Annotated in this window: 26 protein-coding genes; 18 read left to right on the top strand and 8 right to left on the bottom strand. The window is 51.9% G+C overall.

Translation table 11 applies throughout. The annotated features are described in order from the left end of the window. Nucleotides 1-9 precede the first annotated feature (9 nt). Entirely contained in the window at nt 10-402 is a 393-nt protein-coding gene (locus ACFSUF_RS17510; protein ID WP_377604827.1) for a hypothetical protein, read from the top strand. A 203-nt stretch (nt 403-605) separates the two neighbouring features. Here the strand turns inward: ACFSUF_RS17510 and ACFSUF_RS17505 are convergent, their stop codons facing one another. Continuing rightward, nucleotides 606-1,409, bottom strand: coding sequence for a hypothetical protein (locus tag ACFSUF_RS17505; protein WP_377604825.1), 804 nt, complete (start codon nt 1,407-1,409; stop codon nt 606-608). Nucleotides 1,410-1,645: 236 nt separating this feature from the next. On the opposite strand from ACFSUF_RS17505, the gene glgB reads away from it, so the two are divergent. From glgB to glgA, 4 genes are all read left to right on the top strand, one after another. After that, nucleotides 1,646-3,568, top strand: coding sequence for a 1,4-alpha-glucan branching protein GlgB (glgB, locus tag ACFSUF_RS17500; RefSeq protein ID WP_377604823.1), 1,923 nt, complete (start codon nt 1,646-1,648; stop codon nt 3,566-3,568). Nucleotides 3,569-3,610: 42 nt separating this feature from the next. After that, nucleotides 3,611-4,762 carry a glucose-1-phosphate adenylyltransferase gene (locus ACFSUF_RS17495; RefSeq protein ID WP_377604821.1) on the top strand — a complete coding sequence of 384 codons (1,152 nt, stop codon included), beginning with the start codon at nt 3,611-3,613 and terminating at the stop codon, nt 4,760-4,762. 16 nt (nt 4,763-4,778) lie between these two features. After that, nucleotides 4,779-5,888, top strand: a complete 1,110-nt coding sequence (glgD, locus tag ACFSUF_RS17490) for a glucose-1-phosphate adenylyltransferase subunit GlgD (RefSeq protein ID WP_377604819.1) — start codon at nt 4,779-4,781, stop codon at nt 5,886-5,888. Between the two features lie 120 nt (nt 5,889-6,008). Further along, nucleotides 6,009-7,442 carry a glycogen synthase GlgA gene (gene glgA / locus ACFSUF_RS17485; protein WP_377604817.1) on the top strand — a complete coding sequence of 478 codons (1,434 nt, stop codon included), beginning with the start codon at nt 6,009-6,011 and terminating at the stop codon, nt 7,440-7,442. 87 nt (nt 7,443-7,529) lie between these two features. On the opposite strand, the gene ACFSUF_RS17480 is transcribed toward glgA, so the two are convergent. Together ACFSUF_RS17480 and ACFSUF_RS17475 are read right to left on the bottom strand one after the other, a co-directional pair. After that, nucleotides 7,530-8,510, bottom strand: a complete 981-nt coding sequence (locus ACFSUF_RS17480; RefSeq protein WP_377604815.1) for a diaminopimelate dehydrogenase — start codon at nt 8,508-8,510, stop codon at nt 7,530-7,532. Between the two features lie 214 nt (nt 8,511-8,724). Then, entirely contained in the window at nt 8,725-10,032 is a 1,308-nt protein-coding gene (locus ACFSUF_RS17475) for a multi antimicrobial extrusion protein MatE (RefSeq protein WP_377604812.1), read from the bottom strand. Between the two features lie 113 nt (nt 10,033-10,145). On the opposite strand from ACFSUF_RS17475, the gene ACFSUF_RS17470 reads away from it, so the two are divergent. After that, nucleotides 10,146-10,613 carry an SRPBCC family protein gene (locus tag ACFSUF_RS17470; RefSeq protein WP_377604811.1) on the top strand — a complete coding sequence of 156 codons (468 nt, stop codon included), beginning with the start codon at nt 10,146-10,148 and terminating at the stop codon, nt 10,611-10,613. Nucleotides 10,614-10,706: 93 nt separating this feature from the next. After that, on the top strand, nt 10,707-11,465 hold the full coding sequence (locus tag ACFSUF_RS17465) for a CAP domain-containing protein (RefSeq protein ID WP_377604809.1): 759 nt from the start codon (nt 10,707-10,709) through the stop codon (nt 11,463-11,465). Between the two features lie 40 nt (nt 11,466-11,505). Here the strand turns inward: ACFSUF_RS17465 and ACFSUF_RS17460 are convergent, their stop codons facing one another. Beyond that, the gene (locus ACFSUF_RS17460; RefSeq protein ID WP_377604807.1) at nt 11,506-12,039 is read right to left on the bottom strand and encodes a cupin domain-containing protein; all 534 of its coding nucleotides are present in this window, start codon (nt 12,037-12,039) and stop codon (nt 11,506-11,508) included. Between the two features lie 169 nt (nt 12,040-12,208). Between ACFSUF_RS17460 and ACFSUF_RS17455 the strand changes: the two genes are divergently transcribed. After that, nucleotides 12,209-12,703 carry a DinB family protein gene (locus ACFSUF_RS17455; protein ID WP_377604805.1) on the top strand — a complete coding sequence of 165 codons (495 nt, stop codon included), beginning with the start codon at nt 12,209-12,211 and terminating at the stop codon, nt 12,701-12,703. 17 nt (nt 12,704-12,720) lie between these two features. Here ACFSUF_RS17455 and ACFSUF_RS17450 read toward each other — a convergent pair whose 3' ends face one another. Beyond that, nucleotides 12,721-14,025: an NCS2 family permease gene (locus ACFSUF_RS17450; RefSeq protein WP_377604803.1), complete on the bottom strand. Its 1,305-nt coding sequence runs from the start codon at nt 14,023-14,025 to the stop codon at nt 12,721-12,723. 316 nt (nt 14,026-14,341) lie between these two features. On the opposite strand from ACFSUF_RS17450, the gene ACFSUF_RS17445 reads away from it, so the two are divergent. The 3 genes from ACFSUF_RS17445 (at nt 14,342) to ACFSUF_RS17435 (ending at nt 16,682) form a co-directional block, all read left to right on the top strand. Beyond that, the gene (locus ACFSUF_RS17445) at nt 14,342-15,316 is read left to right on the top strand and encodes a C40 family peptidase (protein ID WP_377604801.1); all 975 of its coding nucleotides are present in this window, start codon (nt 14,342-14,344) and stop codon (nt 15,314-15,316) included. 100 nt (nt 15,317-15,416) lie between these two features. After that, nucleotides 15,417-16,271 carry a copper amine oxidase N-terminal domain-containing protein gene (locus ACFSUF_RS17440; RefSeq protein WP_377604798.1) on the top strand — a complete coding sequence of 285 codons (855 nt, stop codon included), beginning with the start codon at nt 15,417-15,419 and terminating at the stop codon, nt 16,269-16,271. Between the two features lie 111 nt (nt 16,272-16,382). Continuing rightward, complete coding sequence (locus ACFSUF_RS17435; RefSeq protein WP_377604797.1) at nt 16,383-16,682, top strand: hypothetical protein; 300 nt, start codon at nt 16,383-16,385, stop codon at nt 16,680-16,682. A gap of 56 nt (nt 16,683-16,738) precedes the next feature. On the opposite strand, the gene ACFSUF_RS17430 is transcribed toward ACFSUF_RS17435, so the two are convergent. Next, a complete protein-coding gene (locus ACFSUF_RS17430) occupies nt 16,739-17,332 on the bottom strand; it encodes a TetR/AcrR family transcriptional regulator (RefSeq protein WP_377604795.1) in 594 nt (197 codons plus the stop codon). Between the two features lie 95 nt (nt 17,333-17,427). Between ACFSUF_RS17430 and ACFSUF_RS17425 the strand changes: the two genes are divergently transcribed. Then, nucleotides 17,428-17,961, top strand: a complete 534-nt coding sequence (locus ACFSUF_RS17425) for a hypothetical protein (RefSeq protein WP_377604793.1) — start codon at nt 17,428-17,430, stop codon at nt 17,959-17,961. An 808-nt stretch (nt 17,962-18,769) separates the two neighbouring features. On the opposite strand, the gene ACFSUF_RS17420 is transcribed toward ACFSUF_RS17425, so the two are convergent. Then, complete coding sequence (locus ACFSUF_RS17420; protein ID WP_377605284.1) at nt 18,770-20,188, bottom strand: NAD-dependent malic enzyme; 1,419 nt, start codon at nt 20,186-20,188, stop codon at nt 18,770-18,772. A gap of 152 nt (nt 20,189-20,340) precedes the next feature. On the opposite strand from ACFSUF_RS17420, the gene ACFSUF_RS17415 reads away from it, so the two are divergent. The 5 genes from ACFSUF_RS17415 to ACFSUF_RS17395 all read left to right on the top strand — a co-directional run bounded on the left by ACFSUF_RS17415 (nt 20,341) and on the right by ACFSUF_RS17395 (nt 23,784). Then, complete coding sequence (locus ACFSUF_RS17415) at nt 20,341-20,745, top strand: GNAT family N-acetyltransferase (protein WP_377604791.1); 405 nt, start codon at nt 20,341-20,343, stop codon at nt 20,743-20,745. 93 nt (nt 20,746-20,838) lie between these two features. Continuing rightward, nucleotides 20,839-21,390 carry a sigma-70 family RNA polymerase sigma factor gene (locus ACFSUF_RS17410; RefSeq protein WP_377604789.1) on the top strand — a complete coding sequence of 184 codons (552 nt, stop codon included), beginning with the start codon at nt 20,839-20,841 and terminating at the stop codon, nt 21,388-21,390. Then, complete coding sequence (locus ACFSUF_RS17405) at nt 21,387-21,893, top strand: hypothetical protein (RefSeq protein WP_377604787.1); 507 nt, start codon at nt 21,387-21,389, stop codon at nt 21,891-21,893. The genes ACFSUF_RS17410 and ACFSUF_RS17405 overlap by 4 nt, the downstream gene beginning before the upstream one ends. Then, nucleotides 21,890-23,047, top strand: coding sequence for a hypothetical protein (locus ACFSUF_RS17400; RefSeq protein WP_377604785.1), 1,158 nt, complete (start codon nt 21,890-21,892; stop codon nt 23,045-23,047). Before ACFSUF_RS17405 ends, ACFSUF_RS17400 begins: the two co-directional genes overlap by 4 nt. Next, nucleotides 23,044-23,784, top strand: coding sequence for a hypothetical protein (locus ACFSUF_RS17395; RefSeq protein ID WP_377604783.1), 741 nt, complete (start codon nt 23,044-23,046; stop codon nt 23,782-23,784). The genes ACFSUF_RS17400 and ACFSUF_RS17395 overlap by 4 nt, the downstream gene beginning before the upstream one ends. An 85-nt stretch (nt 23,785-23,869) precedes the next feature. Here ACFSUF_RS17395 and ACFSUF_RS17390 read toward each other — a convergent pair whose 3' ends face one another. Further along, the gene (locus ACFSUF_RS17390) at nt 23,870-24,229 is read right to left on the bottom strand and encodes a winged helix-turn-helix transcriptional regulator (protein WP_377604781.1); all 360 of its coding nucleotides are present in this window, start codon (nt 24,227-24,229) and stop codon (nt 23,870-23,872) included. Between the two features lie 295 nt (nt 24,230-24,524). On the opposite strand from ACFSUF_RS17390, the gene ACFSUF_RS17385 reads away from it, so the two are divergent. Further along, entirely contained in the window at nt 24,525-24,989 is a 465-nt protein-coding gene (locus tag ACFSUF_RS17385) for a DinB family protein (protein WP_377604779.1), read from the top strand. Nucleotides 24,990-25,826: the final 837 nt, after the last annotated feature.

Raw genomic sequence — 25,826 nt, 5'->3', positions numbered from 1 at the left:
GGGATGTCTATGAGTCAGTATCTAGAACGGGACGTTTATTTCCAAAATGGATGGCTTGATATTAGATTTGGAATGAAACTTAATGAAGTTATATCAAAAATTGATTTTGAATATAATATAATTGAAGGTGATTGTATTATTATTGAGGGAGAATTTGTTGATTTGTTTTTTGATTTAATCTCCCGGGAATTAACAATCATTACACTCCGTGGGCCTTACTTAGGTAAATTAGATGAGAAAATAAGTATTGGAACTCCATTGGCTAAGTTAAAGGAGATATACGCACAAAATTTGGATTATGAACCAATGGAAGATGAGTATTTTGTTAAAAATACAGGGTTGGGATTCAAGTTAAACTATCCTAGTTTTAATGTAGAGTTAATAATTCTTAGAAGTAATTAAAAATAAAACCACATGTGAGTCCCCACTCCATGTGGTTTATTTTTTGATTATTTTCAACGTCTTATAATAAAATCACCCATTCTTCTTCTAACATGTCCCGTGGTAAGCTTTGGTAGCAAAAATCTTGATGCACAAGGACAGAAAAAGATGCAGACACATCCTTTCCCGCAACGGCGCAAGCCCCATACGCAATTTTCTTAACCCTACACCTTAGCCTTCACCACCACCGTGTTCACGAGCTTCCACTTGTTCCCCTGGTACTTCCACAGGGACAAGGCATAAGCGACAGTGTCAGCGTTGTACAGGCCGGTGGCACGCTGGAAGCCGACGAGCTCGCAGATGCCGTCGCGGTCGGTGTCCATCGGGCGCAGCTCGCTGAACGGCAGGACGTCTGCGGACTGGGGACGCGTCAGTAAACCGCCTCGATAAAGGCCGGATTGGTCGTAGTCGGCTTTTTTGTCGCGCACGTCGATGCGGAACGATTTCTTCTGCTCCGGCACATCAAACTTTACGATGTAGTTGTTCTCGTATGTGCCAACCGCCTTCAGAGGCACGGGCAGCGCCAGGGTCTTCGGCTGCCCTTTCGCCCACGAGTTCAGGTAAAAGGTACTCAACCCGCCGCTTCCCCCGGTGGAAGCCGTCACGAAGGTCTCCAAGGCACCATCCCCCGTGAAATCACACAATCGAACCGTAGGTGTGTAACCGCCTCCCAGTGCCGTTTCCGCAGATTTGCCGTCCCCGCCGCCCGTTACTTTCACAACCAATTTGTCGTAGTAATTGCTGGCAGGATCCTTTTTGATGCCGAGCAGTTCGATTTTATCCAGTTTGCCGTCTCCCGTTACATCGCCTTCCGAAGTCTGCACAACCTGTTTAGCGGGTGCAATTTGAGGGTATATGAATTTAGTTTGGACATTTCCCGAAGCTGCAGCGGCCGAAGCCCACGGCAGCAGGGACAAGCACCCCGCAGCAGCTACTGCGGCAAGTGCGGTTTTGCAATGATTTTGCATAAGAAATTTCACCTCTCCTAACGAGTATTACCCTTAGTATGGCTCTGTTTTCCAATTGTATGAGAACCCCATTCATTTCCTTTCATCTGTCGATTTGGGTCGTTTTCGTTCGAATTCTTTCATATTTCTTCAAATAGCAAAAATAGTTCGGGGTAAGTTTCGTTTTACGCAGGATTTTGCGGTTATAGTGTAGTAATTATTCAATAGAAGGTACCTTCAAAGAAAGGATGGTCAACATGAGCGGTTCGTTCCCCAGTTCTCAAGATATTTATCTGTTCCATCAAGGGAACTTGTATCACAGCTACCGCTTGCTGGGCGCGCATCCTTCGGAAGAAGAGGGCCGTTCCGGAACCCGCTTTACGGTGTGGGCGCCGAATGCCCGCGAGGTCAGAGTGGCAGGCTCGTTTAATGAGTGGCATGCCGGGCACCACTGCATGAATAGAATAGAAGACTCGGGGCTTTGGACGCTGTTCATTCCCGATGTCGGGGAAGGTGCGCTGTATAAGTATGAAGTGCACGGACACGGCGGGGAAGTGAAACTGAAATCCGATCCCTATGCGTTCTATTCCGAGCTTAGGCCCAATACGGCGTCCGTTGTGACTTCAATCGATGGCTACCAATGGCAGGATGCAGATTGGTTTAAACGCAAAAAACGCAAAACGGCAGCCGTGTACAACAACCCGCTGAACATCTATGAGGTCCACTTAGGCACATGGAAAATCAAAGGGAAAGAACTGTTCTACACGTACGAGGAGCTGGCTACGGATCTCGTGGATTATGCGGCGGACATGGGGTATACGCACATTGAGCTGATGCCGGTGTCCGAGCATCCGTTCGATCGGTCGTGGGGCTACCAGATTACGGGGTATTACTCCGTGACGAGCCGGTACGGAACGCCGGACCAGTTTAAGCTGTTCGTGGACCGCTGTCATGCCAAAGGACTCGGCGTCATCATGGATTGGGTGCCGGGCCACTTTTGCAAAGACGATCACGGACTGCGGCTGTTCGACGGCACGCCTCAGTTCGAGCCTGCGGACGAGCGGCTGGCCGAGAAGCACCAATGGGGGACGCTGAGTTTCGACTTCAGCAAACCGGAGGTGGTCAGCTTCCTCATCTCCAACGCCATCTTCTGGATGGACGTCTACCATATGGACGGGCTGCGGGTGGATGCGGTAGCGAGTATGCTGTATCTGGGTTTCGGCCGCGAGGATGCGGATTCCATCCGTAACGTCAACGGAGGGCTGGAGAACTTGGAAGCCATAGCGTTTCTGCGCAAGCTGAATGAAACCGTGTTTCAATACTTCCCGCAGGCGCTCATGATGGCGGAGGATTCCTCGGATTGGCCGCTGGTTACGGGTCCGACAGATGCTGGCGGGCTGGGCTTCAACTACAAATGGAACATGGGCTGGATGAACGATGTGCTCAAATATGTGGAGATGGACCCGATTTACCGGAAGCATCATCACAACCTGTTGACCTTCTCTTTTATGTACACGTTCTCTGAGAACTATGTGCTGCCTTTCTCGCATGACGAGGTCGTTCACGGCAAGAAGTCGATGCTGGACAAAATGCCGGGCGACTACTGGCGCAAGTTCGCAGGCCTCAGGGCGCTTTACGGGTACCAGATGGCCCATCCGGGCAAAAAGCTACTGTTCATGGGCGGAGAGATCGGGCATTTTGCCGAGTGGAAGGATCTTTGGGAGATCGACTGGTTCCTGCTGGATTACGAAAAACATGCTCAGATGCAGCAGTACGTCAGGGAACTGAACCGGTTCTACCAGGACGCTTCCCCGTTATGGCAGCAGGACCATACGCCGGACGGGTTTGAGTGGGTGGATCCGCATGCGGAAGCCCAATCGATCGTTACTTTTCTTCGTAAAGGCGTGAAGAAAACGGATGTGCTCCTGTGCCTGACCAATTTCACTCCGGCCACCTATATGGAGTACCGTGTAGGCGTGCCCCGGGCAGGAACGTACGTAGAGGTATTGAACAGCGACAGCGAGAAGTACGGCGGCTCGGGACAAGTAAATGAGGTTCCGGTGAAAGCCGAGAAAGTGCCGTGGCATAATCAGCCGTACAGCATCGTCATCAAAGTTCCTCCGCTTGCTTCGGTCATGTTCAGGTATGCATTCCGCAGCGCCGCTGTGCCCACGTTGTAAGCTTACTAGTTCGAATATTTATTCCAGAGGGGGAAACGACATATGGCAAGAGGCAAAGAGATGGTCGCTATGCTGCTGGCAGGGGGCGAAGGGAAACGGCTCGGCGTGTTGACCAAAGAGCTGGCTAAGCCTGCTGTGCATTTTGGCGGGAAATACCGCATTATTGATTTCACCCTCAGCAATTGCACGAACTCCAATATCGACACCGTAGGCGTGTTGACGCAGTATCAGCCATTAGTGTTGAACTCTTATATCGGGATCGGAAGCCCTTGGGACCTGGATCGAAAGCATGGCGGCGTGTTCGTGCTTCCCCCGTATCAGCAGCAGAAAGGCGCGGATTGGTATAGCGGGACGGCGAATGCGATTTATCAAAATATCGGCTTTATCGACGAATATAAACCGGAGTATGTGCTTGTCATTTCCGGCGACCATATTTATAAAATGAACTACAACCTCATGCTGGACTATCATAAGGAGCAGCAGGCGGACGTAACCATTGCAGCGTTTGAAGTGCCTTGGGAAGAAGCCAGCCGGTTCGGTGTGATCATTACGGATGAGGACGGCAGTGTGAAGGAATTTGCGGAAAAACCTAAGGAACCGGTCAGCAACCTTGCGTCCATGGGCGTGTACATCTATCGTTGGGATGTGCTCCGCAAGTATCTGATCCAGGATGAGCAGAACCCGAATTCCAGCAAAGATTTCGGGAAAGACGTCATTCCCGCGATGCTCGAGGATGGCCTGCGCATGTATGCTTATTCTTTTGAAGGGTACTGGAAAGATGTCGGTACAGTGCAAAGCTTGTGGGAAGCCAACATGGACCTGCTGGAGCCGGAACCGAGCCTCAACCTGAACGATAAGGATTTACGCATCTATTCGCTGAACCCGTATCAGCCGCCGCAATACATCGCATCAACGGCATCCGTGAAAAGATCGTTGGTCAACGAGGGGTGCACGGTGTACGGTAACGTAGATCACTCTGTTCTTTTTTACGGCGTGCAAGTCGGAGACAACAGCGAGATTAAAGATTCCGTCATCATGCCGAACGCCAAAATCGGCCGCAACGTCAAGATCACGCGTGCTATCATCGGCGAAAATACAGTGGTGGAAGACGATTGCGTCATTGGCGGAGAAGACGAGGACATTGTGCTGATCGGCGGGAACGAATCGGTCAAATTGCCGTTAATTCAGGCGTAAGAGAGGGCGGTCAAGTATGAAGCAAATCATGGGAGTAATTAACCTTGTTAATGAGCCGGACGATCTGGAAGAGCTGACGTATAACCGCTGCATTTCTTCAGTTCCTTTTGCGGGAAGGTACCGGTTGATTGATTTTGCATTGAGCAACATGGTGAATTCAGGGCTGGAAGATGTGGCCGTGTTCGTTCACCGGAAATACCGTTCCTTGATGGACCATCTCGGCTCCGGGCAGGAATGGGATCTGGACCGCAAGCGCGGAGGCCTGTTCGTCCTGCCGCCGTCGATCGACGAGATGCGGGAAATGATGAAGGGCGATTTGTATAACTTTTACAGCCACCGCGATTATTTTTACCGGAGCAACAAGCCTTATGTCCTGCTGACGCGCAGCCATATCGTGTGCAACATCGATTACTGCGAGGTGCTGGAAGCGCATATCCAGAGCGGCGCGGATATTACGATGGTGTACAAGGAAAGCAGCGAAGAGGAGCATTCCAAATTCCGCAGGCTGGAAACCGATGAGGACGGCCGGGTTCGCGTGATGGAGGAGCATACGGGACGTTCGCGAAGCAACAAGCTGTCGATGGAAATGTACCTGATGAGCACCTCGCTGCTGCTGGATATGATTGATACTTGCCTGGCGCAGGGATATGATTATTTTGTGCGTGACGGCATTATGAAGAATTTAACGAAGTTAAAGGTTTACGGGCATGAATATAAGGGCCATATGGGCATTATTAATACGATTCAAAGCTACTACACGAACAGCATGAAGCTGTTGGATCCGCAAATTTGGAAGAGCCTGTTCTTTGAGAACGGACGTATTTATACCAAAGTCAAAGACGAGCCGCCCGCAAGGTACCTTGATCACGCCAACGTGAGCAACTCGATGATCGCAAACGGGTGTATCATTGAAGGTACAGTGGAGAATTCAATTCTGTTCCGGGGTGTGCGGGTACGGCGGGGAGCTCACGTGAAAAATAGCATCGTGCTGCAAAACTGCGTCATCGACTTGAACGCGCAGATCGAGCGCGCTATTCTCGATAAAGATGTGTTCATCCAAAGCGGCAACGTGCTGCATGGCGACAGCCGGGCGCCGTTTATCGCGGTGAAGAAGAAAGTGATTTAAGGTCGGCCGGAATAGTGATAAATGACGGTGATCCTCCCTGGCGGGCGGGGCGCGGTTGTTTGTCACTATTTTGACTGTAGAGACAGATAGAAGAATGAACATGGGATGGGAGTGTTAGGGTTGAAAGTTCTTTTTGTCGCATCAGAGGCAGTACCGTTCGTAAAAACCGGGGGGCTCGCCGACGTAGCGGGCTCGCTGCCAAAAGCGCTGAATGCTCAGGGGGCGGATGTCCGCGTTATTTTGCCAAAGTATGGCGATATTTCCGAGAAGCTGCGCGAGGAGATGTACACGGTCCAGTCGTTCTCCGTTTATGTGAATTGGCGGCAGCAGTATTGCGGCATTGAAGAAGCGGAGCATGACGGGGTTACTTACTATTTTGTAGACAATCAGTACTATTTCAACCGGCAGGGGCTGTACGGTTTCGGGGATGAGGCGGAGCGGTATGCGTTCTTCTGCCGCGGGGTGCTGGAGGCGCTGCCGAAGCTGGGGTTCCAGCCGGACGTGATCCACTGCCACGACTGGCAGGCGGCGCTGATCCCGGTGTTCCTGGAGGCCAATTACCGTCAATATGAGTTCTACAAGGACATTCGTACGATGTTTACTATTCATAACCTTAAATATCAGGGCGTGTTCGGCCGTGAAGTGCTGGGCGACATTCTTACGCTGAACGAGGAGCACTATCATCCGGGGGCGCTGGAGTTTAACGGCGCGGTCAGCTTCATGAAAGGCGGGATCGGCTACTCGAACGTCATCACGACGGTGAGCCCGACGTATGCGGAGGAAATCCAGACGCCGTACTTCGGCGAAGGATTGGATGGGCTGCTGCGTCAGCGCAGCGGCGAGCTGTACGGGATTCTGAACGGCATCGATTACGATCAATACGATCCGATGACGGATCCCCATCTTACAGCGACTTACCGGGGGGCGCTGACCAAGAAGCGCCTCAACAAGACCGCGCTGCAGGCGAGGCTCGGGCTCCCGGTGGACGGGGATGTGCCGGTGATTTCGCTGGTGACGCGGCTTGTGGAGCAAAAAGGGCTCGACCTCATCCACCGGGTGCTCGAGGAAATCCTCGAGCTGGATGTGCAGCTCGTGGTGCTGGGGACCGGACAGCCGTATTACGAGGCGCTGTTCCGGGAAGCGGCGGCGAAGCATCCGGAGAAGCTGTCGTCGAATTTGTTTTTCAGCGAGGAGCTGGCGCGGAATATTTATGCGGCCTCCGACCTGTTCCTGATGCCGTCGCTCTTTGAGCCGTGCGGCATCGGGCAGCTGATCGCCATGCGCTACCGTACGGTGCCGGTCGTCCGCGAGACGGGCGGCTTGAAGGACACTGTGCAGGCGTACAACCCCGAAACGGGAACCGGCACCGGGTTCACGTTCCACGATTACAACGCGCATGAGATGCTGTATGCGATCCAGCGCGCGGTGCGGGCTTTCGGCGACAAGGACACGTGGAACGCCTTGAACGCCAACATCGGCAAGACCGACTTCAGCTGGAAGCAGTCGGCCAAGCAGTACCTGCAGCTGTATAAGCAGACAGCAGCAGGGAAATAGGAAAGTCCCGGCGGGATGCGCCGGGACTTTTTTGAAAACCGATAGTTAATGAAGCTGACGCTCTTCAGCGGCATCCTCGTGTTGGATCTATAACAGATCGCGTCTGAGCTCTTCGCCAGATTTAGGGGATAAGTAAGAGAATGGAATATCAAAGACGGTCTTGGCGCCCGTTTGGCCTTCTTGACTCAAGCGGAATGCTGCTCTTGCATAAGCGACCAGCACACTGGCTGTAAATTCCGGATTGCTCTCCAGCTTCAGACCGAATTCTATGATTTGGCGTTTGCCTTGCCCAGTAACTCCACTTCGGATCACGAAGCCGCCATGTGGCATTTCCCCATGTTCTGCTTTTAATTGTTCTTCGGTAATAAATGTAACCGTCGTATTATAATCGGCGAAGTAGTTCGGCATCGATACGATAGCGTTTCGAATTTCCTCTTGATTGGCGTGTTCTTCGGCTACAATATAACACTCACGCAAATGCTTCTCCCGGGTGGACAGCTCTGGTGTTTCACCTGAGCGAATACGCTCGATCACAGCTTCGACCGGAACCGTATACTGTACGCCGCCTTTTACGCCAGGTACGCGACGGATGGCGTCGGAGTGCCCCTGACTTACGCCTTTGCCCCAGAACGTATAATCGGTTCCTTCGGGAAGAATAGACTGAGCCAGCAAACGGTTCAAGGAGAACAAGCCCGGATCCCAGCCCGTTGAGATTACGCTCAACTTGCCGTTCTCTTTAGCTGCGGCGTTCACTTCGTCAAAAAACTCAGGAATTTTGGCATGTGTATCGAAGCTGTCCACGGTGTTGAACATGCGGGCAAACCACGGAGTTTGTTCAGGAAGATCCGTAGCAGAGCCACCGCACATAATCATGACATCGATTACACCCATATAGCTGTCTGCTGCGGAAATATGCTCAAATTTCACACCGTTTTGTTGGGAACTAAATTGATTTGGTTGTCTGCGGGTGAAAATGGCGATTAACTCGATATCTGGATTTTGCGAGATGGCTTGTTCAACGCCCTTTCCAAGATTCCCATATCCTACAATTCCGACTTTGATTGTCATGATGCAGTAAATCCTCCTAAATATCATATGAAAGTTAAGTACACTTTTCTTAATTATAGCAATACAATAACTTTCTTCAACAAAATATAAGGAATGCAGGGTTAGAGTGTTATGATGTCATGTGAAAAGTATCAACACTAGGAAACTATTAGAGTCTTGTTCTTCCTAGAATATCCCGCACTCAGCGGCCGCTTTGTCCGCTGCAGGAGGCCCGTCACATAGCCTCTGCAGAGGCTTTGGCCGGGCGGCGGATGATATAGAACACGGCGGCCATTTCGCCGAGGGAACCGAGAGAGGCGGCTAGTGCGCCGATGCGGCCTCCCCATGCGGGAACGAGCAGCACACAGGTGACCAGTACAACCAGAGTAACGGCCAGATTCGCAGCCTGCGAACGGACCATCACCCGTGTTTCACCGCGCAGCATGATGATGCCGTTCAGGAAATCCAGCCACGGCAGCACGAGGGCTAGCAGGATGAACACTTTTAGTGCATCCAGGCTTTCATGGAGCAGCCGGTCCTGTACGCCCATGACATGATGCATAAGCCATTCACCCAACGGGGTGTAACATAACAGCGACAGGAGCGCCGCCGGAACAAAACCTAACAGCAGCGCGAACCGGTTCACCAAGTGCCGGTCCCGGGGGTAGAAGTTCAGCACCATTTGGTGCATATACGAGAAAAAGCTCGACACCAGCTGGATCAGACTTGCCGCGATCGCATAGGAGGCGATGGACAGCTCAATATCCGCAGTTTTGCCTAGCAGCGCGTTAATGGAGGGACCCAGAAACACCGCGATCAGCGAAGAATACAGCAGCGGTTTGTAGAACCGCATTACATGGCCGGGCGACGACACCGGATGATCCGGCTTCCGCTCGGGGATGGTCCGCAGCAGCCTGCGGCCTTCAAACACGGCGACGGCTGCTTCTATGATCATACCTGACAAAAAGATAATGGCCCCGATTTGCCCGCTGTGTACTTGATCCGTTTCAATGAAATATACTGAGAGCAGGTACATCACCGCAAGCCGGACTGCCATCCCGATAGTCAGCCATTTGGTCCTGTAATTAAAAATAATAATGCCGTGATACAAACACCGGATCGCCGAAAAGATGCTGACAAACATCAAAATTTGATACACCTTTACGGTGGCGCGCAGCAATTCGGGCGCCACACCGAAGAAATGGCGGAAAATCCACTCTCCCACCGGCGTGAAAGACACAAGCAGCCCTATCAGGAAAATGGCCCCGAACACATAATAGGCCACCGCCGACATGGCGCGGAACGACAGGCGGTCCCTTACGAGCGCGGAACACGATTGCCGCAGAAGGACTGCGGGCCGTTCCGTAATCGTAAGCAGGCTTAGCGCAATCGCATAACTCGCGATGACCGTTTCCGCTTCGGCCGAGCGGGCCAGCGTACTGTTGATAATGACATGCGAGATCGTCACCAGGCTTGCGGACAAGCCCAGCGGCAGGAAGAAAGCAAACAGTTGGCGCAGTCTAAGAGGTTCGCTCGCTGACATCATGCTCACCCTAACGTATGGAGGATTTGTATGCGTTGCCGTTTATAGTTGCCTAGTATTATACCATTTTAATGCACAAAGACGACCCTTTTTTAGTGAGCAAGGAGGAAAAAATGCCGGTCATTCAACACACTGTCTCAATTCAAGCACCTGTCGAACGATGCTTTGATTTAGCCAGAAACGTGGACGTACATACGCAGACTACAGCCGCAACCAAGGAAAAAGCAGTAGGGGGAGTAACAACCGGCCTGCTGAAACTGGGGGACGAAGTGGTTTGGGAGGCGCTTCATTTTGGGGTAAAGCAGAGACTGACGGCCCGTATTATCGAAATGGAAGCGCCTCGCCGCTTTGTGGATGTGATGGTAAAGGGGGCTTTTGATTCTTTTGTGCATCAGCATGAATTTATCGGCCGGCCCGACGGGAGTACATTGATGGTGGACAATTTTGAATATAAGTCACCCTTAGGCGTGCTTGGAAAATTGGCGGACCGCCTGTTTTTGGAGCGTTATATGAGGCGCTTTCTGAAGGAAAGGGCTTTGGCCCTTAAGGAGTTGGCCGAGGGAAACAGAAGTTTCTCCTAGTTCCTTGTTTTGCAGAATAAGTGCAGGGCGGATAGCGAACCATATCTTTATAAAAACACCAATACTCGGCAATTGTGCAGGGAGGTTATCTTTATGAAGAAATGGGTCGCCATAGCAGCTCTATTGTTAGTTACAGGCTGTTCAGCAAATCAGGATATGAAGGCGAAACAACAAGCAGCACCGGCAAAAAGGGACACAGGTACCTATCAATCCTATGCTAAGCCTGCTCCATCCAAAAACCATCTGCGCACCACTACCCAAGCTTCATCCATCTCCACGCAGGGGGCGGCGAAGAACGGGATGAGGATGCAATCGGAACCTGGTACCATGGACTGGCAGGACTTGTACAATCCAGGACAGACGCAGGCACCGGCCGGTGATCAAGCACCTCTTGCACCCGTAGAGACTGGAACGCCGAATGCAGCCAATCCGGGCCAAGAGAGGCAGGGAAGTCCAAATACCGGGGCAACGTCTACAGCCGCTGCGGGCTTCGAGCAGCAGGTATTGGACCTTGTCAATCAGGAACGGACCAAAGCTGGCTTGACTGCCTTAACTATGAACAATACCAATCTGACCAATGCAGCCATGGCGAAAGCCAGGGATATGTATGACCATCATTATTTTGACCACAATTCGCCTACGTATGGTTCGCCGTTCGATATGATGAAATCATTCGGTGTAACTTATACCACGGCCGGTGAAAACATTGCCAGCGGCCAAACCAGTGCAACCCAGGTGATGAATGATTGGATGAACAGCCCGGGCCACCGCGCGAATATCCTAAACTCGGGGTTCACCCAAATCGGGATAGCGTTCTATAACGGACAATGGGTGCAGGAGTTTATAGGATAGAAAATGAAAAGACCCTGATAAGGGTCTTTTTTGTGTCTGTCTACACACTGCAGCTAGGAGGAGGCCCCAAAATGACGGATTCCGTAATAGGGGCTACCGCTGCTGCATAAGCGGCTTCATTCGCGCAATAGGCCCGGTTTGCAATTTCTTTTGGCAAATAGCGCAGGAAATCGGAGCCCAGCACAACGTCGGGTGTAGGCTGGTCGAAGATCGCAAGGAAATGGGCTTGTTCGGACAACGCTACAATCCAATGGAACCAGCCTCTGGGGAACTGGGATACTTGCCCGGGACTTAAACGGTATGTTAGCAACCGCTGAGTAAACGGATTGAAGATAGAAGTCATCACTTCCCCGCTGATCACAAATACAAGCTCGGAGGCATTGGTATGCCAGTGAGGCTGAACAACGTTCCCTTGGCTGAGCCGGATATTGAACAGACCGGTGTCTATGGCAGGGAATTGCTCCCCGAACAGCTGGGTCAAGTAATTCCGGGGATCCTTCTCATAGTTCAATACGCGATTCGAGTCTGCGGCCAGTGTAAGGCCGGGTTCTTGCAGAATGGTGTCTTTATACATATTCTAAGTTCCTCTCCTATTCACTCTTCCTACACTATATGACCGATGAGGAGATAAGTGCCTATAAGATGCGGACCAAGTTTGAGATCAAGCCGAATCAGGTATGCCTTTTGGAACTAGGGGTGGTAAACTATGGAGATAAGAATAGTAGAAATGGGAGGCGTTCGATTTGAAAACATGGTTCCGCTATAACTGGATTATTAGAGAACAGTGGTATGAGTGGTGCGGGGAGGTACCTGAAGAGGAGCTGCTGCGGCGCCGGACCGGCGGTGTGGGGAGCATTCTGGAAACGCTCTTTCACATGGCTGACGTCGAGTGGAGCTGGATTCGTGCGATGCAAGGCAAGCCCGACTTCCAAGAGAAGTTCCAGGAATATGCTTCGTTGACCAAGGTTAGGGAGCTGGACAAGCTGTTTCGTCCGGAAGTGGAGGCGTTCGTGAATAACTGGGAAGAGCGGATGGAGAATCGTGCGTTTACCGATACCCGGGCTGACGGTACGACGGTCACGGACACTTGGGGGGAAATCATGCGCCATACAATCGCCCATCAGATCCACCACTGCGGCCAGTTGTCCGTATGGGCGCGGGAGCTCGGCAGAAAACCGGTGTCGCCGAACGTGATAGGCAAAGGTTTGATGGTGCCTGAAGCGAAGGAGTATAAATAACGGCTCCAGCTCCAACCCTAATGCGGCAAAAACACCAACTGATAAATAAACAATAGAGCCAGAATGGCCATCAGCGGATGGATGTCCTTCCAAAGGCCTTTAGCGGCCTTCATAATCGGGTAAGAAATGAACCCCAGTGCAATCCCTGTGCCGATCGACGAGGTGAGCGGCATGCTGAGAATGACAAGAAAGGCGGGAAAGGCCTCATGGAACTTGTCCCATTCGATATGCTTGACGCTTGTGATCATAAAGGAGCCGACGATGATCAGGGCCGGCGATGTGATGGCGGAGATGCCGGCTATCGCCCCGATCGTAGGGCCAAAGAAGGCAGACAACCCGAAAAGCACCGCGATCACGATAGCCGTTAGTCCCGTGCGGCCGCCCGCGCCTACGCCCGAAGCGGATTCGATGTAGGCTGTGGAAGGGCTTGTCCCCGCCATGGATCCGAACAGCGTAGCGGCTGAATCCGAAAAGAGCGCCCGCCCCGAGCGAGGCAGCTTGCCTTCCCGCATGAAACCGGCTTGTTCGCCCAACCCCAGCAGGGTGCCGGTGGTATCGAACAAAGTAACAAGGAAGAAAGAGAAGACCACCCCATATAACCCGTAACGAATGACATCTCCAACCGCGGTCACCGGGTTCCAGACCAGCAGCCCCTCAGGCAAGCCGGGGGTTCCCACAAACCCGTTGGAGAACCACAAATATCCGGATAAGTAAGCGATAATCCCCGTAATCACCATCCCGATAAAAAGAGCTCCGTTTACATTCCGAACCAGTAAAACCAGCGTGACTAACAGACCGGTTAAGGCCAATACGACCGAAGGGCTGTGCAAATTCCCCAGCTTCACAAGGTTGCTAGGGTCGGCTACGATCAGCCCCGATAAACGAAGGCCGATGAAGGCGATAAATAAGCCGATCCCGGCGGTAATCGCATGCTTCATGCTGCGCGGAATCACTTCGATCAGCTTCGTCCGCAGCGGAGTCAGCGAGAGCAGGACCAGCAGAAGGCCCGTAACGAAAACGGCGGAGAAGGCGATACGATAGTCTATGGCGCCGCCTTGCGCGAGCACGACGGAATAGGCGAAATAAGCGTTCAGGCCCATCCCGGGCGCCACGGCAAAGGGGTAGTTCGCCAGCAATCCCATGAACAGTGTCCCGACGGCTGCCGCCAGAATCGTTGCTGTAAAGCTCTGCTCGAACGGCACCCCCGCGTCGGCAAGGATGATCGGGTTTACGACCATAATGTACGCCATCGTTAAGAAAGTCGTAAGTCCTGCTACGATCTCTTTGCGGATGGAAGTTCCGTGCTCTTTGACATGAAACATAGATATCCCCTCCATATATCAACTGGGCTTCTATAGTCCATTGTGTGCAACATGTTCCAATTCATACCTTTTATGCGCAAAACCATTCCTTCTTGCATCACACCCGTATATCCGTATTGATGTAACCATAGTAAACTGGTATGAATTAACAACATTAATTAGTTCATTTTTCCTATGAAAGATATACCAATTAAGGAAAAGGAACCATAGTAGATGAATAATTTTCTTCCGATAATGGAGGAGGGTGATTCAAGCTTGTCTTATTTGGGTATAGAAGCGCCCCTTCACATTACTGCATACTTGGAGGAACGTTCAGATGAAAAAGAAGAAGATCGTCCTGTGGACCCTGCTGACAAGCCTTTCATTGGCGTCATTGCCCCTGACAGGAGCAGCTGCCGAACTGCCGAAAGCCGCTGTAGTGGAACAATCCGTTTCCTTTCGAACGCAGCCAAGCACGTCAGGCGGCCTGATCCGTTACTTGCGCCCGGACGAACAGGTTTCCATATTGGAACAGACCAATGCTTACTGGTATCGGGTGAAAGACAGCTCCGGGAAAACAGGCTATATCTCGACCAACGACAAATATACTCAAATTATATCTGCTGCCCCTTCCTCGAACGCAGCCATTCTCTCCGGTGTTAATTTCCGTAAGAGCCCATCTGCTTCCGGAGCCATAATCCGCATGCTGGAGGCAGGGGAACAAGTGCAGATTGTCAGCAAGGTAAACAGTTACTGGTACCAGATCAAAGACAGCAGCGGAACCGCCGGTTACGTAAGTACCAACAGCAGGTACATTCAAGCCGGAGAAGTGCCGGGCGCCGAACCTGCAAAGCCTGTACTGAGTCCGAGCGAGCAGGCGGAAGCCGTGATTGCAGCGGGAATGAAGTATTTGGGAACTCCTTATGAATATGGTTCGGACCGCAACACGACGGCTACGTTTGACTGTTCCGATTTTGTAAGAACCGCTTTTAAAGATGCGCTTGGCAAGGTGCTGCCTGCCGATTCCAGAGGCCAAGGGGACCATGTAACCGGCTTAGGCAACCGGAAAACCGACTGGCATACGTTTGAGCGCGGGGATTTGATCTTTTTTATGCCCTATAAAGGTTACAAGGCAAGCGACTATGCAGGGATCGACAAGGAAACCCAAACCATTACTCATGTAGGCATTTATCTCGGTAACGGGCAGGTGCTGCACACCTATTCCCAGGCCAGCGGAGGCGTTCGTGTGGACTCTTTTGAAGGCAAGGCTTGGGAGTATCGGATTCTTTTTGGGGGCAGCGCTTTGAAATAGTTTACTGGATTAAATTTTCCGGACACCCCCAGAAAAACGGACGAGCTTGGCGAAAGCTTATGGTGACCAACAATACAGAACCGTTTCTGAGGAGGAACAAATGATGAAGAAAAATTTACTAACCCTAGGCGCAGCAGTACTGTCTCTGAGCTTATTCGCATCTTCCGCTATGGCGGCACCGGCATCCCAGTCCAAAGCGGCTGAGAAAGCTGAAGTGAAAGCTGTCGTTAAAGCAGAGAAAACCGACTCCAAGCAAGATGTAAAAGTTCAGCCTAACAAGCCTGTGAAAGTAACTGTAAGCGACGACGTATACGGCGGCGGCGTAACTTCCGTAACTTACGATACTTACAAAGGTTACAAGGGCCTTTTAAATGCATACAACAATGTGAAAAACAAACCTGCAGGCAAAGTCATTGCTGAGCTTCTGAAAACCAAATATGGCGTTGACGCAGAAAAAGCATTGGCTGAAGCGGCTGCCAAGTACGAAGCAAGCGGCAACCTGGCGATTGCCATCGATCTGCAAAAAGAAGCGCTGAAAGCAAACCCTAACGACATGAAAGCTTACAAAAAGCTGGCTCAACTGCAGAAGAAACTTGGCAAACTGGCCATCAAAGCTTATGTAAACGGGGAAGAGCCTAAGTTCGATACACAGCCTATGGTTCAAAAAGGAAAAGTACTGGTTCCTTTCCGTGCTATCGCTGAAGCACTGGATGCGACTGTAACATACGATGCAAAAACAAAAACGATCCTGGTAGTAAAAGGTTCCGTTAAACTGACACTGGTTGTCAATGGAAAAGCGGCTTACATCAACGGCAAGAAGGTTGTTCTTGAAGTGGCTGCCCAATCCGTGAAATCCCGCATCGTTGTGCCGATCCGCTTCGTGAGCGAGTCCTTAAACTCCAACGTAACTTGGGATCAAGAGTCCCAAAGCATCATTATTCTTGAAAAGAAATAAGGAATAAAAAAGGTAGGCGGGATGTCGAATCCCGTCTATTTTTGCGTTTACAGGCTATCCGGTACGCCTTTATAATAGAAAGAAATGGAAGTCTTTGAGAGGCGGATTTGGATGGAATACAGCATTTGTCAGCGTGTAGAAATCGTGGATATGAACGAAGAACCGATCACGGAAACCCTGTTCGAGTACGGGCAGCTGGAGACCCCGAATTTCTCCATCGGATGCACGGTGATCGTCCCTTCGCTGGGACTGAAGCAGTTTGAAGTAGTCATTGATCCGCGTTTCAACGGCAAGAACCGCTCGAAGATCATCGACATCGAATTCGATATGATGGAATCGCCGGTCGTGACGCGTGCATATTTGGAGCCGGTGAAGCTGATTGTCGGGCAGCATGATATCGGGGAAGTGTAAGATTGGATGAGAAGAGAGCAGCCGCGGGCTGCTCTTTGTGCTTGTAAGGTAAGTTCTTAGGCCTCCAGCAGGCTGTCTAAATGGCGCGAAACGATGGTGATGATCTCGTCTGCGGACAAGCTCCCCGGTAAAAGAATGCCGTGGAGCACCAGTCCGTCGACCAGCGCATGCAGCCGTTTGGCTTCCAATTCCGGCTGTAAGCCGGGGAGGGCTTGTTCTATAGCCGCGAATGCATGCATTGCCTGCAGGAAAAAAGCTTGAAGCTGACTGTGCACCTCCTGAAAGTGAGTTTTAAGTACCGGATCTACTAGTGCCTTCGCTGTTAAGGCGAGCCAGATCTCGCTCTCGGCAATCGTGTCCTCGTTGAGCGGGACGAGCTCGCAAACCAGCATCTGAACATCCTTTCGCGGGTTGCCGCTGAAGGTGAGTTTGGCGATCCGGGCTGTGACTCGATCCGAAGCCAAGCGCATAGAGAAGGCAATCAATTCCGATTGCGTAGTGAAGTAATGCCGGAGAGAACCGAGCGACATGCCGGCCTCTTCCGCAACGTTGCGGACGGAGACGCCTTCGATGCCGTCCCGCCGTATAATGTGCCACGCAGCTTCAGCGAGCTGTTCGCGGCGTTGGTGGTGATCTACTTTTTTGGGCATAGACTTATTGTAGCATGGTTGTTTTTTATAATACAAGTGTGCTATTATACGATTGTGCTTGATAATACACCTGTATTACAAAGGGGATATGCGCCATGATCACTTCATTTATTATAGGATGCGAAATCGGGTTCTGGGTGTTTGTCCTGGCCGGATTGGTTTGCAGATACCTGCTGAGAAAACCCAGGTTGGGTGCGGTTTTGCTTATGTGCACTCCGTTAGTGGACTTGGCGCTGCTCATCGCAACCATTGTGGAGTTACGAAGCGGTGTTACGGCAACATTTGTGCACGGGGTGGCAGCGATTTACATCGGTGTGTCCATCGCATTCGGCCATCAGATGATCAGCAGGGCGGACGGGTGGTTTCACCACCGGTATGCGGGAGGCCCTGCGCCTCAGCCGAAAGCCAAGTCAGGCCCTGAACATGCCCGCAGACAGCGGCACCAGTGGCAGCGCCATTTAGCAGCTTATGCCATCGGCTGCCTGCTGTTGCTCGGCATGGTCTGGATGGTCGGCGATGCTGCCCGTACCGAAAGCCTGTTGAGAACCATCCAATTATGGAGCATCATCCTCGGTGCCGATTTTCTCTATAGCTTTAGCTATACGCTTTGGCCTAAGAAGGCCGCTTGAGTGGGGGTTGGGGAGCGTTTCTTGCCCACAGGCCCGGACTTTCCGGGCTTTTTGGGGTTTTGTATGCTATACCGCTGTACACGGACTTACTAACTCACACTTCCCCATATTAACTATCGCAGCTGATGTTGCCATTAAGCCCGGCTGCCAACCGCCGAAGAACAAATCAACCGCTACCACAGCGTAACGAATCCTATGAACGTTATTTGATCAAAGATTGCCTTTTTTTCAATCTAACGAACCGTACACGCGCTATATGGAAGAAAACTCGTCTCTTAGGCGGGAAAACAGCTAAATAAGGCGGCTGGGATTCGTTACATTTCAAAAGGTGTTATTGGTCTAATTAGAGTGTCTGTGGTTCGTTAGCGTATAAAAGACCCCGATCCTGAAGCAGGATCGAGGTCTATTGTGGTTGATGTGCTGCGTACGTATCAAGTGACCATTTCCGGAAAGTAACTATTACTCATGGTAACGAATTACTCTAATTTGTCTCCGGATTACCTTATTTCCCTCGGATTAGCGGCTACTATCTTTTATTCGACCACCAATTTCCTTAATGTGTGCATCGAGCGACCGAATAAGGAAATTTAGTGTAGTTCATTTGAAATATGTTGATGATATTGGCGAATTTACGTAATGGCACGGCATGATAGCGAAATTGGTTATCCAAATTGCAGCCCGTGGACAACAACTAGTATCTTGCATCCATAGTAACTGCCAGTGCCAGCCAGGACGGTGGTCAACCATATTTCAAACTGATGTACCTCCCTAGGCAGTTAACACCTTAAACACTCGCGATCCGGTATGCTTACCGGTACTCCCGCGGTACGCGGCGTGCTACGTTGGTGGCCAAGGCGGCTTTGATGACGGCGTCGCGCATTTTCTTCACGACTTTGGTGTTGAACGGGCTAGGAATGATGTAGAAGCGGTCGCGCTCTTCATCGGAGATGGAGTCGGCAATCGCTTCAGCGGCGGCCAGCTTCATCTCTTCATTGATTTCCGTCGCGCGGCAGTCGAGCGCCGCACGGAAGATCCCCGGGAAACAGAGCACGTTGTTGATCTGGTTCGGGAAGTCCGAACGGCCCGTGGCCATGACGCCAACAATGTCTTCCACTTCCTGCGGCATGATCTCAGGAGTAGGGTTTGCCATCGCGAATACAATTGGATCCGATGCCATGCTTGCGACATCCTCGCGTTTCAGAATACCGCCTGCGGACAAGCCGATAAACACGTCTGCGCCCACCATCGCCTCCTGCAGAGTGCCGCTCTTGCGCCCCGGATTCGTGCGCGAAGCGTACCAGTTCCACATCGGATTCTCGTACTCCCGATCCGCTGTAAGGATGCCTTCGCGGTCTACGCCCACAATCTCCTTCACGCCTGCGGCCATAAGGATTTTGCTGCAGGCTATGCCCGCGGCGCCGATGCCGCACACGACGACCCGCACGTTGCCAATCGACTTGTTCACCACTTTCAGCGCGCTGATCAAGCCGGCGTACAGCACTACAGCCGTTCCGTGCTGGTCGTCGTGGAACACCGGGATATCGAGCTCGTGGCGGAGCCGCTCCTCGATCTCAAAACACCGCGGGGAGGAAATATCCTCCAAATTAATCCCGCCGAAGCCCGGCGCAATCGCTTTAATTGAGCGGATGATCTCCTCGGTATCCTGCGTGTCCAGGCAGATCGGGAACGCGTCCACGTCTGCGAACTGCTTGAACAGCATCGCTTTTCCTTCCATGACCGGCATTGCCGCATAAGGCCCGATATTCCCGAGGCCCAGCACAGCGGAGCCGTCAGACACAACCGCAACCGTGTTGCGCTTGATCGTAAGCGAGTAGGCTTTTTTCTGATCCTCTTTGATTGCCAAGCACACGCGCGCTACGTCCGGCGTATACACACGGGACAGATCGTCCCGGTTCTGAATCGGCGTTTTCGGGCTGACCGAAATTTTGCCGCCCAGATGCAGCAGGAACGTCCGGTCTGAAATATTCACCAGCTTCACGCCTGGCAGTTGAGGGATGCTCTCGATAATTTTTTCGATTTGCCCCGATTCGCTCACTGTGATCGTCAGGTCGCGGACCGTAATATTTTTGCTCGTCTGAATGACGTCAATCGCTACAATATCTCCGCCCCGCTGCCCGATAAACGCGGCCACTTCGCCGAACTTCGTTTTTTCCGTATCCATCTCAAGACGAAGTATGACACTTTTACCGCCCATAAAACTTTTCATTTCCATATGTATCGCCCTCCATTGGTGGGATGCCTCACCTAACATTAACCTTTTAGTAGCTTTCTAACGCTATCCTTATTTATAATACCAGTATTGATGTAGTATTTCCTAATTGGAAAATATTGAATCGGCCGATCAGGGGGAAGACGCCAATGGAATGGAAAAAGGGAATGTACAAAATCAGCGATGCGTCGGACGCTCTGGACCTTGATTTTATATGCAGAGAGCTGTCGAAGTCCTACTGGGCGGGGGAACGGGTGAGGAGCAGCATCGTAGAAAGTATCCGCAATTCATTGTGCTTCGGGCTGTACGATGCGCTTGGCAAGCAGGTTGGATTTGCCCGGGTCGTCACGGATAAGGTTGTGTTTTCGTGGATTTGCGATGTCATCATTCATGAGGATTACCGCGGCCGGGGCTTAGGCAAGTGGCTGATGAGCTGCGTGCTGGAGCATCCGGATGTGAAGAATACGAAACAGCGGCTGGCCACCAGGGATGCGCACGGGTTGTATGAGAAATTCGGTTTTCAGACGGACGAAATGATGACGCGGCGGACATAACTAAAAAAGTTTCAAACATGTGCAGGGGGACCTCCCCCTGCTTTCGTCTATTTAGAGGGAAGGAGGGAGAGGGCCATCGAAGAAAGGGGAACGGTGGAGCGGATCCGCAGCGGAGACAGGGAAGCGTTCCGCGACATCGTAGACACATATAAAACCCAGGTATACCGGCTTGCGTATTCCGTGCTGAAGCATCCCAAAGATGCGGAAGATGCGGCCCAGGAGGCTTTCGTGAAGGTGTACCTCTCTCTCCCGCAGTATGAGGGGCAAGGGTTGAAAACCTGGATCTCCCGCATCGCGCTGAACCATGCGATCGATGTGAAGCGCAAGCGGGCGCGGTCCCGCGAAGAACTGAAAGACACGCTGGAAGATGAGGGGCAGCTTGCCCCCGCAGGCCATGCGGCCGGAGCCGGCGGCAGTCCGGTTGAGCTTGCTTTCGAGCGGGGCGAGAAGGCGGCGGTGCTGGCGGAAAGGCTTGGCGAGCTGCCTGAGAATTACAGGGGCGTGATCCATGCCTACTACATCCGGGAGCAGTCCTATCAGGAAATTGCTGCGGAACAGGGCGTAGAGCTGAAGACGGTCGAGTCCAAGCTGTACCGCGCACGCAAGTGGATCCGAGAACACTGGAAGGAGGAAGACTTCAGATGACGGAACGGCATTATGAGGCTGCAGCGTGGCTGAACTATATACAGGAAAGTTTGCCGTTGAACGAAGCGGAGACGATGGAAACGCATCTTTACACATGCGATGCCTGCATGAGTATTTATTTAGATGTAATGGAAGGGGAGGCGGACGGGGTTTCCGGTGGTGAGTCTGCTGTAGAAGCGGAACTCCCGGATCACTTTACGGACCGGGTCATGGCAAGTCTGCCGGAACCTGCCGCGGTGTTGAACGCGGGCAATGTTTCGCGTAAACCCGGGTCCGTGCCGCGGCGCAGCACTTGGCTGCATTATACGGTGGCGGCTGCGATTACACTGCTGTTGATGTCCTCTGGAGTCTTCCAACAGCTGCTCCAGCGTACGGAGCATGTATCTGATGAATTGAGCGGGGGCCGTCCGGTTTCCGTTACACAGAAAATTATGAAGAAGGCAGCCGTAGTTCTCGATGAACTGCCTGTCAAAGACTTACGAAAAGGGGACTTGAGGCCATGATACGTAAAAATGCTGCGCTTGCATTCTTTTTATCCGTGATTCCAGGTTTGGGGCATATGTACCTGAACAAATATGGACGGGCATTTCTTTATGCCTTTAGTTTCTTCGGTTTAGGAGCGCTATTCTTGCTGCTGACCTTTCTTTCCAACGACGATCAGTTCGGAATGGTCGGCGCGATGCTGTGCTTTATCATTTGGGTCGTAAATGGGTTGGATATGATTTTTAGTCTGATGGCGGGGGCTGCGAGCCGTCCGCTGCCATCCTATTCGTACGGCCCGGGCGAAACGCCCGCCGGCGGAGCTGAGGAGCACTCCGGTATGGAAGGCGGAGCAGAAGGTTATGCCGGGTACCCTGCCTCTTCGCGCAGCGGAACCGATGAACGTTTTTTTACCATATTGCTATCGATGATTCCTGGATTAGGTCATTTTCAACTGGGCCTGATGCAGCGGGGGCTGACGCTGCTGATCGGCTTTTTCGGACTGGGGATCATGGTCGTGTTTGTGTCGGCGTTAACCAATGAGGAAAGTTTCCTTGTCTTTATGGGGGCGCTGCCTATCATCTGGCTGTATTCCATGTTCGATGCGGTACAGCTGCTTCACCGGAAACAGCGCGGCGAAACATTAGAGGACCGTACGATTCTGGAAGATTTGGACCGGCACCGGGAGGACGGCCGGAAGAGCAGGCTGGTGGCTACGCTGCTTTCCATTTTCCCGGGGGCAGGGCACTTGTACTTAGGGCTGCAAAGGCGCGGACTGCAGCTGATGGCGTTCTTTTTGTTCTCCATTTACATTTTGGACGTACTGCATTTGTCACTGTTTCTGTTTTTGATTCCGTTGATCTGGTTTTTCAGCTTTTTCGATGCGCTGCAGCAAATTTCCCGTTATCAGGAGAGGGTGCCTTTGACGGATGCCCCGTTGGTCGACTGGCTGATGAACCATCAGCGGTGGGTGGGTATCGGGCTTTTGGCGTTGGGCGGATTTTATCTGCTGGATCATGTGCTGGTGGAGCTTCTGCAGCGAATGTTTAGCAGCATTAATATTTACCGGTATTACAATGAGTATTTTCAAACTACACTGGTATCGTTCCTGTTGATTGCAGGAGGCATCAAGCTGCTGTCCGGCAGCCGGAAACGGAAGGAGGCGGATACGGAATGAGGCAGTGGCGCGTAGGTACATTTTCAATGGCAGCTTGTCTTATTATGGCCGGGCTGCTCCTGCTTAGTTCGCAAGTGTCGGGCAAATCCGCTGAGGATGCGTTGAGTTTGTGGTGGCCCGTTATTTTTATTTTGCTAGGTGCGGAAGTGTTGGTTTATCTGGCCGTACACCGCAGAGAGAATCCGGTCCTGAAATGGGATATGCTCAGTATTGTGTTCGTAGGATTTTTAGGTATGGTGTGCTTGGGCGTGTTGGGGCTGTCTTCCACAGGAGTGCTGCAGGAAGTGCGGTATACGATGGCTTCGGTCGAGTCCACGGAGGACATCCCGGCGTGGCAGCAAGCGGTTGCTCCGGGGGTGGAACGTATCGTTGTGCTGGGCTCCGTATACACGAGGTGGCCGATCCGGCTGGAGGCTTCGGATGCGCGGGAAGTGAACGTGTTCGGTACTTACAGGAAGGTGAGCAGTGTGGAATCTGCGGCTGCGGGTTCCGGCGGCATTTCGGCTGATGTGGAAGTAACGAAAGAGGATTTTATAGCTTGGAATCAAGTCGGGAAAACGCTCTACATTACTATCAAAAACCCGCCGCAGCACCGGGGCTTCGACGAGAACCGGGAGCCGCTGCAGCAGCTGGTGCTGTCTTTGCCGAAATCAGTCAAGCTGGAGTATAATGCGGTCGGTTTAGGTAAACCGGTACAGTCTGGGGGAGCTAACCCTTTGTGGGTCGTGAAATCATGATGTCGGAATAAACAAAAAAGGTAACGATACTCCTGGCCCTTCGTTGGCGGGGAGAGCGTTACCTTTATTTTATGCGGGAAACCACTTAGGACTGCACCTCTTCTTTAGTTAAGGACCAGTTCTTCGCCCACTTGTGGATTTCCTCCATAGCCGGCTTGAGCTCGCGTCCCTTTTGCGTCAGTTCGTATTCGATCCGTACAGGCACCTCAGGGTACACATGCCGCACCAAAATGCCTTCGGCCTCCAGCTCCCGGAAACGCTCGATCAGCATACGGTCGCTAATGTTCGGAATCAGCTCCGATATATCTTTAAACCGCTTCGGCCCCTCTAAGAGCACACGGATAATTAAACCGCTCCAACGTTTACTCAGGATTTGAAAAGCCGATTCAAATTGGGGGCACATCTGGAACTTCTCGCATAGATCCCTTTCATCCACTTGAATCATCTCCTTTCCACCTATTATATCACAGTCGCTGTTAAAAAGTAAGTGAGTTCCGCGGCGTGTTTCCAAGGCTCGAACTCAAACCTGCTTCTGCAGAAGCGTTCACGGAAGGGGATTTCAGGGTAATCTAGATAGGAAGACGAAAGCAGGTAAGGCAAACGTATGCAGTGCAGGGCAGGAGAGTGTAGTGTAGGTTAGGAAGAGTACAATAGGTAGGAAAAATAAAGCAGGGTAGGAAAAGTGAAGAGGTTGGGGAGAAGTAGAGCAGGCTAGAAAACGTAAAGTAGGAGGAGTAACTATGAGGATTTTTGCTTACCATGCTTGGGCGAACGAAAGATTGTTTCAACATTTGGACGGAATGCCCGCGGAGCTGCTGGAGCAGGAGTCGCCGAGCTCATTTCCGACGATCCTGCAAACTCTGGCTCATATCTACCAGGCGGACCGCCGCATACTGATGCGGATGAAAGAGTACGAGGTAGAGGTGCAGGAGGAAAAAGCGGTCTCCTACGACTGGCTGAAAGAGGAGATGTGTAAGCAGCATCATGAGATTGCGCAGTACTTGAATGATCAGAGCGACTTGACTCGCACCGTTCCCTTCCCAAGAAAGGATGGTTCCTCATTGCAGGCTTCGTTGGTTGAGGTCGTTCAGCATCTCGTAAACCACGGTACCTATCACCGCGGACAAATCACAACGATGCTGCGTGCACTCGGCCAAAAAGGAGCGTCCATGGACTACCTGACCTTTGTGTGGGAGGGGAAATAGGCGGGGCCAAGGGAGGGAGTTGGGAGTAGCCGCGGGCTGCGCCCAGTTTAGTGCCGAATAGGGCATAAAAGCAAGCTTGCCGTATTCTAACGAATCACAAACACGCTATTGAGTGCAGAAGCAGGCTTTCTGAATTCTAACGAATCACAGACACGCTATTTAGCCAAATGGGTGCCATGCGGCGATGATTTGATCCAAATAGCGTGTCCTCAGTTCGTTAGAATTAGAAACAGCCGATTTTTGAACAAATAGCGATCACAGGATTCGTTAGAGTGGAGAAGGCTGCTCCACAGTGTAGTTACTTGCCGGAAATGGTAGTGTTGAGCGCGTACAATCTATGGATCGAATAGCTAACGAACCACAGACACGCTATTTTGAGCAATATCGCGCTGGTGGACTTCTAACGAATCATAGACACGCTATTCAGCCAATTTGGTGCTTGCGGCGATGATTTGATCCAAATAGCGTGTCCTCAATTCGTTAGAATTAGAAACAGCCGATTTTTGAGCAAATAGCGATCACAGGATTCGTTAGAGTGGAGAAGGCTGTTCCACAGTGATAGTTACTTGCCGGAAATGGTGGTTTTGGAGCTAACTCAGCATCTTTGCCATGGAGCATACCTTAGCGGCGAAAAGCAAAGACCCCCAGTCCGGTTACCCGGATTGGGGGTCTTTTGCCGCAGGGCGACGCGGTTATCTGCCGCGTCCGCCTGAACGTCCGCGCGCGCCTTGGCCGCCGCCGCGCGGCCCTTTGCCGCCCGCGCCGCCACCGCCGCGCGGGCCCTTGCCGGCGAAGCCGCCGCTGCGCGCGCCCGCCGAGCGCTCGCTTCCGCGGGCT

The sequence above is a fragment of the Paenibacillus gansuensis genome (assembly GCF_042684925.1).
Lineage (GTDB): Bacteria > Bacillota > Bacilli > Paenibacillales > DY6 > Paenibacillus_N > Paenibacillus_N gansuensis.
This window is presented reverse-complemented; position numbering and strand designations above follow the sequence as displayed.